This is a genomic window from Candidatus Accumulibacter contiguus (assembly GCF_036625285.1).
Taxonomy (GTDB): domain Bacteria; phylum Pseudomonadota; class Gammaproteobacteria; order Burkholderiales; family Rhodocyclaceae; genus Accumulibacter; species Accumulibacter contiguus.
This window is the reverse complement of the sequence record NZ_JAZKUC010000002.1, coordinates 230,305-246,105: the sequence shown is the minus strand read 5'-3', so window position 1 is coordinate 246,105 and position 15,801 is coordinate 230,305. Positions and strand designations below refer to the sequence as shown.

Below are 15,801 nucleotides of genomic sequence, written 5' to 3'. Positions count from 1 at the left end.
AAATAAATTTGGCGATTTCATCGTCATACTCCTTATGTGGTAGAGCATTAGATATGTAGCTCAATAGCCTGTATTTCAACCATTTTAGAAATGTGGCAAAGTAGAATTAGAAAGGCCTACCAATGTCAACGTCTTTACCTGCAACCGCCCCGCCACTGGCCGAAACCGCCGCGGCGCTTGCCCAGTGGCGGAGCACCCGCCGCCGCAGTTCTCGCATTCCGGAGGAGCTGTGGTCGCAAGCGACCGAACTCGCCGAGCGGTACGGCATCGCCAAGGTTGCCGTCGCCCTGAAGCTCGACTACAAGAGCCTGAAGCACCGCCTGACCGCCAGGAACGCCGCCGAAGACGCGCGCAGCGCGCCCGTGTCATCGAGCTTCGTCGAACTCGATCTCGGCCTGCCGCTGGCGCCACCTGTGTGCGTCCTGGTTCTCACCGACCGAGCGGGCCGCGCGCTGCGCATCGAACTGCCACAAGCGGCCAGCAGCCACATGGCCGAGGTCGCGTGTAGCCTCTGGCAGGTCCAGCCATGCTCGCGCTGAACGCGCGCCTGCGTGTCTGGGTAGCTGCCGAGCCCGCGGATTTTCGTTGCGGCATCGACGGTCTCGCCCGACGTGTGCGGCAGAAACTGGCCCAAGACCCGTTCAGCGGCGGCGTGTTCGTTTTCTGCAATCGCCGGCGCACGGCGGTCAAACTCCTGGTCTATGACGGGCAAGGCTTCTGGCTCTGTCAAAAGCGGCTGTCGCAGGGGCACTACCGCTTCTGGCCGCAGGAGTCACCAGGGAAGCTCCTCGCCCCGCACGCGCTGGCGGTCCTGCTCTCGGGAGGCGACTACGCCGCGGCCGGCGGAATCCCGGAATGGCGAGCGGTCGTCTGACCTGCGAGAGCGCAGCCCGCAAGCAGAACTTCCGAAAGCCGGTCGTCACCCACCGCAACGGGGATACCGAAAACGACCTTTCGCGAAAGGACTAGACATCGTCGCTGGTCTTTGGCAGAATACCTTGGGTAGAAAGGGTCACTGCTGGAGGACTGAGAATGCAGCTGGTGAGTTCGCAAAGCTGGGGGTACGGCAGACGGGAGTTCCGCGCCGAGGAGGTTGCGAGCCTCCGCGCAGCCGCGGTCAGTGGCCGCAAGGCCCCCCGCCATCGCTCGAACCGTTGCCGGAAGCGGCTGCGGGGGGACTTCGGCCAGCTCGTTGGCGTACGGCCATGAGCCGGCAGCGGGCATCCCACCGGAAGCGGCCTGCACACAACCCGCCGCAGCGGATGGTCATCCCGGTGCAGGAGATCGAGGCCATCGTCGAGCATAGCGGAACCAGACCGCTGACCGAGACCGAACAGGCGACCCTGAAGGCAGCGGTGGACACCCTCGCGCGGCTCACCGCCGAACTCGAGACGAAGGAAACCACGCTGGCACGCCTACGGCGGATTCTCTTCGGCGCGCCGACCGAGCGCACGGCCCATGTGCTCGGGGAAGGGAAGAAGGGCGAAACGCCGCCAGCGGACACGCCGACCCGTCCATCGGCGGAAGGCGGCGACGAGCAAGCCGCCGGCCAGGCTCCTTCGGACACCACCTCCCCGGAATCCGGGGTAGCCGAGCCCAAGAAGAAGCGCCCCGGGCACGGAAGGAACGGGGCGGCCGATTATCCGCGAGCGCCGCATATTGCCGTACCGCATGCGACGTTACGGCACGGCGATCCGTGTCCCGTCGACGGGTGTACCGGTCGGGTGTATGGGCAACGAGGAGAGCCCGCGGTCCTGGTTCGCATCACCGGCGTAGCGCCGCTGCTTGCGGAGGTCTACGAACTCGAACGGCTGCGTTGCGGCTTGTGTGGCACCGTGTTTACCGCCGACCCCCCGCCAGGCGTCGGCAAGGCAAAGTACGACGACAGCGCCGCGGCGATGATCGCGCTCCTCAAATACGGCTGCGGTCTGCCGTTCCACCGCATCGAGCGGCTGGAACAGGGTTTGGCCATCCCGATGCCGGTCGGCACGCAATGGGAAGTCGTGGCCGCCGCCGCCGCGCCCCTCATGCCGGTCTTCGACGAACTGGCACGGCAGGCAGCCCAAGGAACCGTGGTGTACAACGATGATACGACGATGCGCATCCTGACCCTGACGCAAGAGGCACGCGCCGAAGCGCTGCCCGTCGGCGCGTCCGCCGATCGCACCGGCGTGTTCACTTCCGGTGTCGTTGCCGAGACGCCAAATGGTTTGATCGCCTTGTTCAAGACCGGGCCCTGTCATGCCGGCGAACACCTTGCCGAAGTGCTCGATCTGCGGGAAGTGACCGATCCGCCGATCCACATGTCCGATGCCTCGACGCGCAACCGGCCGGGCGATCATTCCACGCTGTCCGCCTCGTGCATCCCGCATGCGCGACGCAATTACGTCGATGTGGTCGAGGCCTTTCCGGAAGAAGTGGCCTTTGTCCTGCACACGCTGCGCGCCGTCTTCCACACCGACGCGCAGGCCAAGCAGCAGGGGCTCTCGCCCGCCGAGCGCCTGCTCCTTCACCAGAAGGAAAGCGGCCCACGGATGAAGGCGCTGCAAGACTGGATGGCCAAGCAGTTCGCGGAGCACACCGTGGAGCCCCACTCAGGACTCGGCCAGGCGATCGCGTACATGCAGAACCACTGGGAGAAGCTGACCCTGTTCCTGCGCGTGCCGGGCGCCCCACTCGACAACAACATCACCGAACGTATACTCAAAAAGGCCATTCTGCATCGGAAGAACGCGCTCTTCTATCGCACGTTGAACGGCGCGCGCGTCGGTGATCTGTTCATGACCCTGATCCATACCGCCGAACTCCACAAGATCGAGCCGTTCCACTACCTCGTTTCCCTGCTGCGCCACTCGGGCCAGGTGGCGCTCGATCCGGCGGCCTGGATGCCCTGGAACTATAGCGAAGCCCTCGCACACGCCGAGGCGGAGAGTACCGAACCTCCGCCGGACTAACCCGGCAGCGCAACGATCTCCAACGTTCCGAACGGAAGCGAACGCCGGGTTGCCGCTGGGGCTTGCCTGCGCACGGCCGCGGGGCCGCGCGCCACCCGTGGCGGTCACCGCGGATCAGCCGCCGCGCGGCTGAGGCCCGCGCGACCGGGGTTTCGCAGCGTTGCCGAAAGGACACCAACGCTCTAACAATATGTTTTTGCTATATTTTTTTATCAATATGTTCAAGTTAATGTAACTACTCAGGTAAAATTGTTATGTAAAAACAATTGGTTAGAAACATGAAAACAATGGCATAAATTTGCAACCACTTGATTCGGCTTCCCACTTAAAGCGGGACAGTCATGCTACCGATAGAGTCTGAGGATGAAGGGAGCTGAGGAGATGGGAACTGGTTGCCGCATCTCCTGTATCATCAGTTTTATGACAAAAAAACTCTACGACTCAAGCCATACGGACAACCAGCCGCGTCATTTTTGCCGCACTTACAGACCAGGGAAAACGAAGCCTGCGTGCAGTGGGGGAATTAATTCATCGCCCGAAAAGCAGTGTTCATCGCCACCTGCAAGCGCAAGCCCGTAGGAACCGACATCCTGAATCGGGGTTTTGGGAAACCGAAGAGGGGGAGGCATGGCTGAGATTGCTGGTATTTGCTGTGCTGTACACGTTCGGGCTGCAACATCATGTGGGGGCGGGTGCCTTGTCGGATTTCTTCCAATTGATCCGCCTTCATACCCATGTGGGGGTGTCTCCCAGCGCCTTGCAGACCCAACTCAGCCGGATGGAAGCGCTGTTGCCCCTGTTTCAGCAACAGTGTGAAGCCTCGGTACCGACGCGGACACGCCAAGCGGTGGTGGCCGCGGATGAGACGTTCTTTGGGGAGATTCTGATCTTGGTGCTGATGGATTTGTCCTCGGGCTACCTATTGCTGGAGTCGATTCAGAAGGACCGGGGTTTCGATACCTGGTTTGCCCAGGTGACCCCGCGCCTGGAAGCACTGGGTATCGAAGTCAACCACGCCATCAGTGACCGGGCGAAGGCCCTGATCAAATTAGCGGTCACAGGCTTTGAGTGTACCTCGGGCGCGGATACGTTCCACGAGCAATATGGCCTCAGTCGCTGGTTGTCACCGGCCTTGGGACGTCGAAAAGCCAAGGCGGATCAGTGCTGCGAACTGGCCCAGAAGGCCCTTGATCAGCCGTCGCGCGGAGCCAGTACCGAGGAAAAGGCGGCTTTGGCGGCACAACAGGCCTGTGCCTGGGAAGCCCGCGCGCAAGTGGAACAGGCGCAGCAAGAGTACCAGAAGCAGTTGCTGGGAATCGCCGAGGAAATCCATCCCTTCTCCCTGGAGGAGAATACTCGCACGACGGCGGAGAGCGTAGTGGCAGGACTGGAAACGCGAGCACAGGCCCTGGAAACTCTGGCGGCGCAACAAGGGATCCAGGATACCCGTTCCGCCCTGAAGAAGTTCCGTGCCCAGATCGGCGCCTTATCGAGTCACGTCAGCTTTTGGTGGCTTTGGGTAGAAGAAATCCTGCTGGGCTGGTCTCTGGATGAAGCGACTCGGCAATGGCTGACGAGCAAGCTGTTGCCCGTACTCTATTGGCACTACCAAATGCGGAAAACGCAAAACAGGGTTCACCGGAAACGGTATCAGGAGGCTTGGCAGCGAGCATTAGAGGCCTGGAAAGCAGACCCGTTCCATTCGGGATTCTCCGAGAGTGAGTTGCAGCGCTGGCTAGAATGGGGGGAATGGATGGTGCGACAGTTCCATCGCAGCTCCTCCGCCGTCGAAGGGCGCAATGGCCGCTTGTCCCAGTTGTATCATAACGGGCGAGGTCTGACGAAATGCCGCCTGGCTGCGCTAACGGTTATCCACAACTATGGGGTGAGACGTAGTGACGGCACTATCGCAGCCGAACGTCTGTTTAGCACCTCTTTCCCTGATCTTTTCGATTGGCTGCTCAACCAGATGGGGGAACTTCCCTTACCGAGGAAGTCCCGCCACCGGGTTGTGCATAACCCATTGAAGTTAGAGATTGTCCCGGCTTAAGTGGGAAGCCCTTGATTCTAAATCAGTCCCATTCGTCATTATGCTATTTCAATATTCGCAACGTGTTGATTTTTAACAAGATGCAGTACCTGAGTAGTTACTTCTACTTTGCCACATTTCTAAAATGGTTGAAATACAGGCTATTGAGCTACATATCTAATGCTCTACCACATAAGGAGTATGACGATGAAATCGCCAAATTTATTTATTTGGGATCGGGCGTGCGGTGGCCAGCTGCTGCGAGAATCTGACCAGCCATTTTCAGTCGTTCCGGGAGTGTTTCCGCAGTAAAACGCGAAGCACGGCCGAGCAAGCTGAACAGTACTTGCGGGGCCTTTTTCAAAGCCCTCGTGCGAACCTGGAACAGATGAGCGAGACGGTGGCGGAGACCGAGTATTACAGCCTCCACCACCTGTTGAGCGATGCTGCATGGGACTTTGAGAATGTGCGTCGGGAGACGGCGCGACAAGCGGACGAGTGGATCGGTGGGCCAGAGACGGGACTGTTGCTCGATGAGTCTGGGGTCCAAAAGAAGGGCGACCATTCAGCGGGCGTCGCCAGGCAGTACAACGGTCGCCTGGGTAAGGTCGAGAACTCGCAGGTTGGAGTGTATGCCGCCTTGGCACGAGGGTCGCAGGCGGCGATCATCGACTTCGAATTGTTCCTTCCAGAGCGTTGGGTTGAAGACGCCAAGCGTTGCCAGGAAGCGGGGATTCCGGAATCGGCACGGGTCTTTCGGACTAAGCCGCAGATGGCTGCCGAGATGGTCAAGCGGGCACGAGCCGCCGGGGTGCGCTTTGGCTTCATCGGTGCCGACGGCCTCTATGGCCACGCGACTTGGCTGCTGTTTGATTGGGACGATGCAGGTGAGGTATTCGCCACCGAGGTGCACAGCGACCAGCAGTTTTACTTTACCGATCCGGGAAAGGCGTGGGTACCGGCCTGGGAAGCCCGCGAATGGGCCGCGCGCCTGAAACGAAAGGAGTGGCACCCGGTGATCCTGCGCGACGGGGAGAAGGGTGAAGTGCGCGCGATGTTTGCCCATACCCGCGTGTGGATCAGTCATCCGAACAGCGCACAGGCCCGCCAATGGCATCTCCTGGCACGCCGCGATGGCAAGGAGGTGAAGTTCATGCTCTCCAACGCGGCGCCCGACACGCCACTTCGCGAGCTGGCACGCATGCAGGCACAGCGCCACTTCATCGAGCGCGCCTTCGAGAATGCGAAAGGTTGCTGTGGGATGGCCGACTACCAGGTACGCAAGTGGCGGGCTTGGTACAACCACATGGCGCTCGTCTGCGTTGCACTACTCTTTCTCGTCAAGGAGCGGCGGCAACACTCACCCTACGCCGAATTACTGTCCTGTGCCGATGTCGTCGACATGCTCGTGGCGCAGCTCCCGGTGAAGATTCACGGTCGCGAAGACCTCGTGCGAATCATCGCCGAGCGTCATGCACGGCGACAAAGCGCCCGCGACAGCGCCTACCGAAGGCAGCCGCCAGCACCCAAAAATGCCATTAGAATCTGTTAATGTAGAATTACAAGTTAATATTGCTCGCCTCCTTAGGATTCCGCGATGACGCTTACGGTCATCCTCATTGCCCTGCTGCACGCCGTTCCGGTGCTTGTCGTTGGGGCAGTGAAACGCAGCAAGATTTGGCTCGCGGTCACCGCGATGATTGCTGGCGTCATCGGTGTGGTAACCGGCAGTCCAGCCTATGCGGCTGTCGATCTACTCGCAGTGGCTGTTGCATTTTTCGTGGGCATCTCTTACATAAACAGTCAGAAAGCTGTTGTGCCAAAGGCGCCCAAGTTGCCCCCAACAATGCCGGAAGAAAAGAAAGAAGGGGCATCTTGGACTGGGTCCGTTGTCACCTTAATCGTCGTTGCCGCGTTTCTCGCCAACAAAACCACCGACAAGCCCACAGCCTTGCTGGCGCCCTCACCGTCAACACCTATTGCTCCCGCACCGCAACCAGTAGTTCTTGCGGCGAGCCCGCCAGCAGACACCCACCCACAGATCAAGTCTAGATCAGCGAGTAGAGGAATTGCTCACACCAAGCCCGGCAATTCTGACTTAACCGGGGTTTAACATGCAAAAAACATTTTTACAATCAATGTGTTATAAGGCTATTTGTAACTACTCAGGTACTGCATCTTGTTAAAAATCAACACGTTGCGAATATTGAAATAGCATAATGACGAATGGGACTGATTTAGAATCAAGTGGTTGCAAATTTATGCCATTGTTTTCATGTTTCTAACCAATTGTTTTTACATAACAATTTTACCTGAGTAGTTACGGCTATTTTGCACTACAAAAAACCGTACCGTCGCAACAAGCTGATTAAATAGATGTTTTTATCCCGGATGTTAAACTTGGGTTAAGACACTGCCTCAACCTGCGATCGAATGCTGCCATTGCCAAATGCGTGGATCGCGGGGCGTAGACGCTGCTGCACGCTGATTCAGAATCTAAGATTATCTTGTGTCTGCTTAGCTGAACGACACGTACCCCGACCTGGAGAACCTCATGAAATCGAGCGTGCGAACCGTGTGTGCAATCGCCTTCACGGGCGTGACATTGAGCGCGACCCAGGTGAGTGCTCAACCCTATACCTTCACATTACTGGGCACGCTGGGTGGGACTCACAGTGATGCCTATGTCATAAACAATACTGGAGTAATCGCAGGGTCGGCCAGCATCATCGGCAATACCGCCACTCACGCTACCGTTTGGCATGGCACGACATCAACGGACTTAGGTACGCTGGGTGGGACAAACAGCTACGCCATCGCCATCAACGATGCCGGCATCGTCGCCGGGGAGTCCTATACCACGGGCAATGCTACCTTCCATGCTGCGATGTGGAACGGTGCTACGGTCACCGATCTCGGTACGCTGGGGGGAACACAAAGCTTCGTCCAATCTATCAACAGCGCTGGCGTCGTGGCAGGGTATTCCCTTCTTGCCCCAGGTGGCGCTCCGTATCATGCAACCATTTGGCATGGTGCCACGCCGACCGACCTGGGAACGCTGGGCGGGACGAACAGCTACGCAATGGACATCAACGATGCCGGCGTGGTGGCAGGGTTTTCTGACATCGTCGGAGGCGTCTACCACGCCACCGTGTGGAACGGAGCTACGGCGACCGATTTAGGCACGCTTGGCGGGGCCAATAGTCACGCCGGCGGCATCAACGACTCCGGCGTGGTGGCAGGGTCTTCAGATATCCTGGGCAGCACTGCCTTTCACGCGACCATCTGGAATGGCACCACGACCATTGACTTAGGCACGGTAGGTGGCACACACAGCCAAGCCGTCGCCATCAATAACTCTGGCCAAGTGGTAGGGTGGTCGTACACCACGGGCAACGTTGCTGAGCATGCTACCTTGTGGAATGGCGCGACGGCGACCGATCTCAACAGCTTCCTCGATCCGAGCGTAGTGAGTGCGGGCTGGGTACTTATCGGGGCTAACGCTATCAACGACCAAGGGTGGATTGTCGGCCCAGCGCTCAACATTCACACTGGTACTCATGAAGGCTACCTATTGGCACCGGTTCCCGAGCCAGAAACCTGGGCCTTGCTACTGCTTGGTCTGGGCTTGTTGGCCTCGCGTCGTCGCTTTAAAGAGTCCGCAACCTGATCTCGACCATAGAGAACTTTCGGCTGTGCCGAATTGAGGCGCGCTAGAGAGCCACAAAAAATTTTTGCAAAAATTTGGGCGCACCCGCTCGCGCCCTTACCCATCCCCCCTTCCCACAAACCCGCCCCCCGGTTCGGAATCGCTTTCTCTTCCCCGAAAAAGGAGTCTCTTTAGCCTCTAGATCAAGAGACTCCTTTTTCTTCGTCCGTTCTCCGGACAAACGTCGTTCCCCGTTGCGTCGGTCTGGCGCTGCGCTCAACGTAGCCGCCAGCCTTCCCCGTAGTCGAGGTCCAGGACAACCGCCCTGATCCTCACACCCGTAGCGGCATTGTCTCCTCTGGAGCGGTGCCGCTTTCCATTGGTACCTTCAACAGGAGCAATACCATGAAAACCCAAGTTCAACCCGTCCCCCTCACGCCGACCGTTGCCGAGAGCGAAACGCGCCTCATCAAGAGCGCCGCGCTCGTGACCTTCCGCTTCGTGCGCGCGACCATCAACGCCGCCAAGACGGTGCCCGGTATCGTCGGTCAAGCAGCCTCCGATGTCCGTGACGCGTGGGAGGAGTCCTCCCGCCCAAACGCCTGAAGGAGAAAGATCATGCTGACCACCGGTTTCACGATCTTTCTCGCGGGCGCACTGCTGCTGGCGAAACTCCCCCGGCGAACCATGCTGCGGGCACTCAAGCACGACCTGCTGCTCGACCTGGCGGTGACGCTGCTGGTCCTTCTGATTCACTGGGGCACCTTCAGCGGTGTGATGGCAGCGACGGTGGCGGGTCTGCTGACCAGCCTGGCGACCTCGGGCCTGAAACGCCTGATCGGCTACGCGGACGGCCAGAACTACTATCCGGGACGCATCCGCCTCGACGTGTGAAACGCGGCAACCAGTCGCTGCGCTGGGTCCTCCTCGCTGCCGCCACCGGTGAAGCCGGACGCCAGGGGGTCCGCCTGATCCTGCGTTACAGCCTGCGCCTGCTGAGATAGCCTGCAGGCGATCTTTCCCTTTCATCCATCCCTTTCGCGCCCCAGTCCGGGTCATCCCCGGCTGGGGCGTTCCTATTTGGAGACTCGCAATGAACGACATCTATCAAAGCATCACCGACAAGATCATCGCCGAACTGGAAGCCGGCACCGTGCCGTGGATACGACCGTGGGCCGGCGGCGACGATCCGTTCCCGCGCAATGCGCTCTCGCAGCGCCCCTATCGCGGCATCAATACCATCGTCCTCGGCCTGGAAGCGCTGTGCCGCGGTTACACCACTCACCAGTGGCTGACCTTCCGGCAAGCGCTGCAACTTGGCGGTCATATCCGCAAGGGCGAGCGCAGTTCGACCATCATCTACTACGAACTACGGCAGGTCGAGAAGGCCGACAGCAAAGCACTCGCCGAAGGCGACGACGACGAGAAGCGCTTCCTGCCGCTGCTCAAAGTCTTCCACGTCTTCAATCTGGACCAGGTCGATGGCTTGCCCAACGAATACCGGGCGGCGCCGGACACGGGACCCGCCTGGGAACCTTCCGAGATCGCTGAGCGGATCATCGAGTGTTCCGGAGCCGAGATTCGTCATGGCGGCTTCCGGGCCTTCTACTCGCCACCCAACGATCTCATCTACCTGCCGCTCCGTTCCTCCTTCAGGGACCAGGCGAGTTACTACAGCACGGCACTCCATGAGCTTTGCCACTGGACGGGCCACGGCTCTCGCCTCGGCAGGAAGCTCGGCAAGCGCTTTGGCGAATCGGCGTACGCGATGGAAGAGCTGATCGCCGAGATGGGCGCGGCTTTCCTGGCTGCGCACTGCCGGCTTGAAGTTCAGGTGCAGCACGCGAACTACATCGCCAGTTGGCTGGAAGTCCTCAAGCGCGACAAGCGCGCGGTGTTCACCGCTTCCGCGCAAGCCCAGAAGGCAGCCGACTATCTGCTTGAACACGCCGGGCTGATCACCCCGGCCGACGCCATGCCGCTCGCTGCCTGAAGCGTACAGACGCTGTGGGCAATTCTGTGGACAAAGCTGAGGACAGGCTGTGGAGAGCCGGCTCATCCACAAATTCTGTGGATAGATCGTCGAAAAAGCCTGTGGAAACCTCCCGGATTTCCCGGCTGCGCTGATCTCCCGTCGGTGCTGCTGACGTATTGGGCAATCTCTTCACCGATACGCGATCTGTCCCTGCACCCCAGGGCGCTGGGCGGGCTCTGCCGGTGACCGGCATGGCTTCCCGCAATCACCACAAGACTGTTGGGCGACATTGATGCGGTCAATAAATCTGACAACGTCGCAACCCTGATCGCCGCCATTCCGGCGGTTCCCTGACAACGCCCGACCTGGCCCTGTGCCGGTCGGGCGTTGTCGTTTCTCGCGTTCCTTTTTGGAGTTCATCATGGAAAACACGTCCCATTCAACCAATCCCTTCCGTCGCCTGTTCCAGATCGATGTGTCGAAGCACGTCGAGAAGAAAGGCCTGTTCTCGTACCTGAGCTGGCCCTTCGCCGTGGCACAACTGCGGCTCGCCGATCCCGACGCCAGTTGGGAGGTGCGCCGCTTCGACGGGCTGCCCTACCTGTCGAGCGAACTCGGCTTCTTCGTCGAGGTCGCGGTGACGGTGCAAGGCGTGACACTGAGTCAGATTCATCCGGTCCTGGACAACAAGAACCGGCCGATCCTGGCGCCGACGCCATTCGACATCAACACCTCGATCCAGCGCTGCCTGGTCAAGGCTATCGCGCTGCACGGGCTGGGACTCTCCATCTACGCTGGCGAGGACCTGCCTGACCTGGAGGATGCAGGCAACGCCAGCAAGACCGGCGAGGGAAGCCCCGAGGTTCCGGTACCTGTGGTCAAGCCCAGGCGCACCGCTACAGCGGCCAAGGTCACGAATCTGCCAACCAAGGAGGATCGTGAAACCCCGCAGCCGGGATCCGAGCATTTCCTGACCGCTGCCCAGAAGAAGTTCATCGAGCGGCTGATCGCCGAGACGGGTACCCAGGTCGCGCAGTTGCTGGCGTACTTTGGCTTCGACTCGCTGGAGACCATTCCCAGGAGCGAGGTGACCCGTGTCATCGCGGCGCTTGAAACGAAGAAGCGGAGGGCCGCGTGATGACCACCATCGTCAAACTGGTCCAGGGCAGCCCGGAATGGCACGAGCACCGGGCGAAGTGTCGCAACGCTTCCGAAACGGCGGTGGTGATGGGCGCTTCACCGTGGCAGACGCCCTATCAACTGTGGGAACTGCGCACCGGTCGCCGGCAGCCCGAGGTCAATGCGGCCATGGCCCGCGGTACGGCGCTGGAGCCACAGGCCCGCGCTGCCTACGAGGCCCTCACCGGCCATGTCATGCAGCCGCTGGTATTGGTCGACGGCTTGTACTCTGCGAGTCTCGACGGGCTGACCTTCGACGGCGATCTGATTCTGGAGATCAAGTGCCCGGTGAAGGGAAGCGCTTCCACCCTCTGGAAGGCCATTGCCGATGGCCAGGTACCCGCTCACTACGACTGGCAGATCGAACACCAGTTGATGGTATCGAAGGCGGCTATGGCGCATCTGTACGTCTTTGACGGTGAGCAGCAGCAGGGCCTCCTGTTCGAAGTGGCGCCGGACCCCGCCCGCTGGAAGCGGATACAGCAGGCCTGGGACGGCTTCATGCGCTGCCTGGAAACGGACACGCCACCGGAACTGACCGAGCGGGACAAGGTGATTCGCAAGGACGAAGACTGGCGGCTGGCGGCAGAGGCGTACGTGAGCTTGAAGCGTGACGCCGATGCACTGGTTGCACGACTCGATTCAGCGAAGGATCGTTTGCTCGAACTGAGCACCCATCCGAGCGAGGCCGGTTTCGGTGTTTCCGTGACTCGCTACTGGAAGCAGGGCAACGTCGATTACAAGCGGGTGCCTGAGCTGCAGGGCGTCAATCTTGAGGCCTATCGGCAGAAGGGGCGGTTCGAGACGAGGGTGACGCTTGCGAAAGCTGAAACCGCCGTGCGATAGGCGGAGCCCAATTTGGCGCGAATAGGCACCGCCAAAATGCCTACATGGTGCTTACACAGAGCCGAAAACAGAAAGGCCAGCCCCGAGAGGCTGGCCTAACTGATTGTTTTCTTGGTGGAGACAGGCGGGATCGAACCGCCGACCTTCTGATTGCGAACCAGACGCTCTCCCAGCTGAGCTATGCCCCCGAATGCGCATGCATTCTATGCTGCACGATTTGCCACGTCAATCCCGAGGATCGCACGCACCCGATCGCGCTACCGTCGAATAGTGGGATTATTTTTTTGCCTTGGCGGGTGCAGGAACAACCGCAATGGCGATGGCCTCGGCAAAAACCCCCTCCACCTGATCACCCTTGCTGATCAGTTTGAGTTGTTCCGGATCCTTGATCTTCAGAGTAAGCGGCTTCCCACTTAAAGCGGGACAGTCATGCTACCGATAGAGTCTGAGGATGAAGGGAGCTGAGGAGATGGGAACTGGTTGCCGCATCTCCTGTATCATCAGTTTTATGACAAAAAAACTCTACGACTCAAGCCATACGGACAACCAGCCGCGTCATTTTTGCCGCACTTACAGACCAGGGAAAACGAAGCCTGCGTGCAGTGGGGGAATTAATTCATCGCCCGAAAAGCAGTGTTCATCGCCACCTGCAAGCGCAAGCCCGTAGGAACCGACATCCTGAATCGGGGTTTTGGGAAACCGAAGAGGGGGAGGCATGGCTGAGATTGCTGGTATTTGCTGTGCTGTACACGTTCGGGCTGCAACATCATGTGGGGGCGGGTGCCTTGTCGGATTTCTTCCAATTGATCCGCCTTCATACCCATGTGGGGGTGTCTCCCAGCGCCTTGCAGACCCAACTCAGCCGGATGGAAGCGCTGTTGCCCCTGTTTCAGCAACAGTGTGAAGCCTCGGTACCGACGCGGACACGCCAAGCGGTGGTGGCCGCGGATGAGACGTTCTTTGGGGAGATTCTGATCTTGGTGCTGATGGATTTGTCCTCGGGCTACCTATTGCTGGAGTCGATTCAGAAGGACCGGGGTTTCGATACCTGGTTTGCCCAGGTGACCCCGCGCCTGGAAGCACTGGGTATCGAAGTCAACCACGCCATCAGTGACCGGGCGAAGGCCCTGATCAAATTAGCGGTCACAGGCTTTGAGTGTACCTCGGGCGCGGATACGTTCCACGAGCAATATGGCCTCAGTCGCTGGTTGTCACCGGCCTTGGGACGTCGAAAAGCCAAGGCGGATCAGTGCTGCGAACTGGCCCAGAAGGCCCTTGATCAGCCGTCGCGCGGAGCCAGTACCGAGGAAAAGGCGGCTTTGGCGGCACAACAGGCCTGTGCCTGGGAAGCCCGCGCGCAAGTGGAACAGGCGCAGCAAGAGTACCAGAAGCAGTTGCTGGGAATCGCCGAGGAAATCCATCCCTTCTCCCTGGAGGAGAATACTCGCACGACGGCGGAGAGCGTAGTGGCAGGACTGGAAACGCGAGCACAGGCCCTGGAAACTCTGGCGGCGCAACAAGGGATCCAGGATACCCGTTCCGCCCTGAAGAAGTTCCGTGCCCAGATCGGCGCCTTATCGAGTCACGTCAGCTTTTGGTGGCTTTGGGTAGAAGAAATCCTGCTGGGCTGGTCTCTGGATGAAGCGACTCGGCAATGGCTGACGAGCAAGCTGTTGCCCGTACTCTATTGGCACTACCAAATGCGGAAAACGCAAAACAGGGTTCACCGGAAACGGTATCAGGAGGCTTGGCAGCGAGCATTAGAGGCCTGGAAAGCAGACCCGTTCCATTCGGGATTCTCCGAGAGTGAGTTGCAGCGCTGGCTAGAATGGGGGGAATGGATGGTGCGACAGTTCCATCGCAGCTCCTCCGCCGTCGAAGGGCGCAATGGCCGCTTGTCCCAGTTGTATCATAACGGGCGAGGTCTGACGAAATGCCGCCTGGCTGCGCTAACGGTTATCCACAACTATGGGGTGAGACGTAGTGACGGCACTATCGCAGCCGAACGTCTGTTTAGCACCTCTTTCCCTGATCTTTTCGATTGGCTGCTCAACCAGATGGGGGAACTTCCCTTACCGAGGAAGTCCCGCCACCGGGTTGTGCATAACCCATTGAAGTTAGAGATTGTCCCGGCTTAAGTGGGAAGCCGAGTAAGCGTCTTCTTCGCGCCGCGTAGCGTCACGGTCTGTTTCTTGCGATCAACCTGTTGCACATCGGCGACGAAGGCTACCTCTTTCGCCTCGTAGGCTGCCGGTTTCTGGCCTGCGGCGGCCGAGCCCTGTTGTGAGCTGTCGATCCGCTCGCGAAGCGCTCCACCGCCCTTCTTGAGCGTCATCATCAGTTCCTGGGTGTAGGTCGTAATGACGTGGTCACCGACCTTGATCTGGTCAAAATTCTTGATGTCGTCCCCGGCAATGACCTTCAAATGTTCGCCCCTGGCGTTCTTGAGAACGACGCTGCGCGATGCCTTGTCGATTGAGTCTACGAGCAGGGTAACCCTGGCTTCGATCAGGCCGGCGAACTTGCCGGGCGCGACAGCGGTCATGGCTTCGGCGACGGGGGGTTGCTGTGCGGATACCGCAAGCGGGAAAAGGACCAAGGCTGCAGCAGCAAGTGCGACACGAATACGCATTGAAGACTCCGATAGCGGGAAAAATGTGGGGATGATGGGCTGACTGTGCTCGAACGGGCTGCTTACTTCGCCAAGCCCACTGAAAAGGAAGTGGAAAAGTTACTCGTCCTTGCCTGCGACCCTGGCCTTGAAAGTTGCGCCGGCAGCGAACTTCGGAACGATGGTTTGCGGGATCAGGATTTTAGCTCCGGTCTTCGGATTCTTGCCTTCCCGGGCAGCGCGCTCGCTGGCCTTGAAGGATCCGAAACCGACCAGAGTCACCGCCTCGCCCTTGGCAACCGACTCAACGATGGTGTCGATTACGGCATCCAGCGCTTTCGCTGATGCAACCTTTGACAGGTCGGTACGGGTGGCGATGGCATCGATCATTTCAGACTTGTTCATGGTATCTCCTCTGGTGATTAAGGGCATTTCTCTGGCCGAATTCTGGCACTTCACAGCCGACTAGGGAAGGGCAGCGATCAAGAATGGAAGGCTGCAATTCTGGCATGGATTCCACCGCTGCAGACAAGTTTCTGCTCTTGCCAGCAGCAGCAA

15 protein-coding genes and 1 tRNA gene are annotated in these 15,801 nt (G+C 59.4%); 13 read left to right on the top strand and 3 right to left on the bottom strand.

Annotation, left to right across the window (positions count from 1 at the left end):
* The first annotated feature begins 122 nt into the window (after positions 1-122).
* The 12 genes from V5B59_RS19565 (at position 123) to V5B59_RS19510 (ending at position 12,632) form a co-directional block, all read left to right on the top strand.
* A complete protein-coding gene (locus V5B59_RS19565) occupies positions 123-539 on the top strand; it encodes a hypothetical protein (protein ID WP_332351655.1) in 417 nt (138 codons plus the stop codon).
* On the top strand, positions 527-874 hold the full coding sequence (tnpB, locus tag V5B59_RS19560; protein WP_332351654.1) for an IS66 family insertion sequence element accessory protein TnpB: 348 nt from the start codon (positions 527-529) through the stop codon (positions 872-874). Before V5B59_RS19565 ends, tnpB begins: the two co-directional genes overlap by 13 nt.
* 331 nt (positions 875-1,205) lie before the next feature.
* The gene (gene tnpC / locus V5B59_RS19555; protein ID WP_332352246.1) at positions 1,206-2,954 is read left to right on the top strand and encodes an IS66 family transposase; all 1,749 of its coding nucleotides are present in this window, start codon (positions 1,206-1,208) and stop codon (positions 2,952-2,954) included.
* A 514-nt stretch (positions 2,955-3,468) separates the two neighbouring features.
* Positions 3,469-5,004 (top strand): DUF6399 domain-containing protein, encoded by a 1,536-nt coding sequence (locus tag V5B59_RS19550; protein ID WP_332351228.1) that lies wholly within the window; start codon positions 3,469-3,471, stop codon positions 5,002-5,004.
* 226 nt (positions 5,005-5,230) lie between these two features.
* The gene (locus V5B59_RS19545) at positions 5,231-6,535 is read left to right on the top strand and encodes an IS701 family transposase (RefSeq protein ID WP_246149239.1); all 1,305 of its coding nucleotides are present in this window, start codon (positions 5,231-5,233) and stop codon (positions 6,533-6,535) included.
* Between the two features lie 45 nt (positions 6,536-6,580).
* Complete coding sequence (locus V5B59_RS19540) at positions 6,581-7,096, top strand: hypothetical protein (protein WP_332352245.1); 516 nt, start codon at positions 6,581-6,583, stop codon at positions 7,094-7,096.
* A 441-nt stretch (positions 7,097-7,537) separates the two neighbouring features.
* Entirely contained in the window at positions 7,538-8,653 is a 1,116-nt protein-coding gene (locus V5B59_RS19535) for a PEP-CTERM sorting domain-containing protein (RefSeq protein WP_332352244.1), read from the top strand.
* Positions 8,654-9,037: 384 nt separating this feature from the next.
* Entirely contained in the window at positions 9,038-9,238 is a 201-nt protein-coding gene (locus V5B59_RS19530) for a hypothetical protein (RefSeq protein ID WP_169069646.1), read from the top strand.
* A gap of 12 nt (positions 9,239-9,250) precedes the next feature.
* Positions 9,251-9,526, top strand: a complete 276-nt coding sequence (locus V5B59_RS19525) for a hypothetical protein (protein WP_034909542.1) — start codon at positions 9,251-9,253, stop codon at positions 9,524-9,526.
* A 199-nt stretch (positions 9,527-9,725) separates the two neighbouring features.
* Positions 9,726-10,625 carry an ArdC family protein gene (locus tag V5B59_RS19520; protein ID WP_169072246.1) on the top strand — a complete coding sequence of 300 codons (900 nt, stop codon included), beginning with the start codon at positions 9,726-9,728 and terminating at the stop codon, positions 10,623-10,625.
* Positions 10,626-11,028: 403 nt separating this feature from the next.
* A complete protein-coding gene (locus tag V5B59_RS19515; RefSeq protein ID WP_169069648.1) occupies positions 11,029-11,745 on the top strand; it encodes a DUF1071 domain-containing protein in 717 nt (238 codons plus the stop codon).
* Positions 11,745-12,632, top strand: coding sequence for a lambda-exonuclease family protein (locus V5B59_RS19510; RefSeq protein WP_169069649.1), 888 nt, complete (start codon positions 11,745-11,747; stop codon positions 12,630-12,632). Before V5B59_RS19515 ends, V5B59_RS19510 begins: the two co-directional genes overlap by 1 nt.
* A gap of 112 nt (positions 12,633-12,744) precedes the next feature.
* Here V5B59_RS19510 and V5B59_RS19505 read toward each other — a convergent pair.
* Positions 12,745-12,820 (bottom strand) — tRNA-Ala (locus V5B59_RS19505).
* A 414-nt stretch (positions 12,821-13,234) separates the two neighbouring features.
* Here V5B59_RS19505 and V5B59_RS19500 point away from each other — a divergent pair.
* Entirely contained in the window at positions 13,235-14,770 is a 1,536-nt protein-coding gene (locus V5B59_RS19500) for a DUF6399 domain-containing protein (RefSeq protein ID WP_332351228.1), read from the top strand.
* Here the strand turns inward: V5B59_RS19500 and V5B59_RS19495 are convergent.
* Positions 14,767-15,264, bottom strand: coding sequence for a hypothetical protein (locus V5B59_RS19495; protein WP_332352243.1), 498 nt, complete (start codon positions 15,262-15,264; stop codon positions 14,767-14,769). The genes V5B59_RS19500 and V5B59_RS19495 overlap by 4 nt on opposite strands.
* Positions 15,265-15,363: 99 nt before the next feature.
* Positions 15,364-15,675: an HU family DNA-binding protein gene (locus V5B59_RS19490; protein ID WP_169069651.1), complete on the bottom strand. Its 312-nt coding sequence runs from the start codon at positions 15,673-15,675 to the stop codon at positions 15,364-15,366.
* Positions 15,676-15,801: the final 126 nt, after the last annotated feature.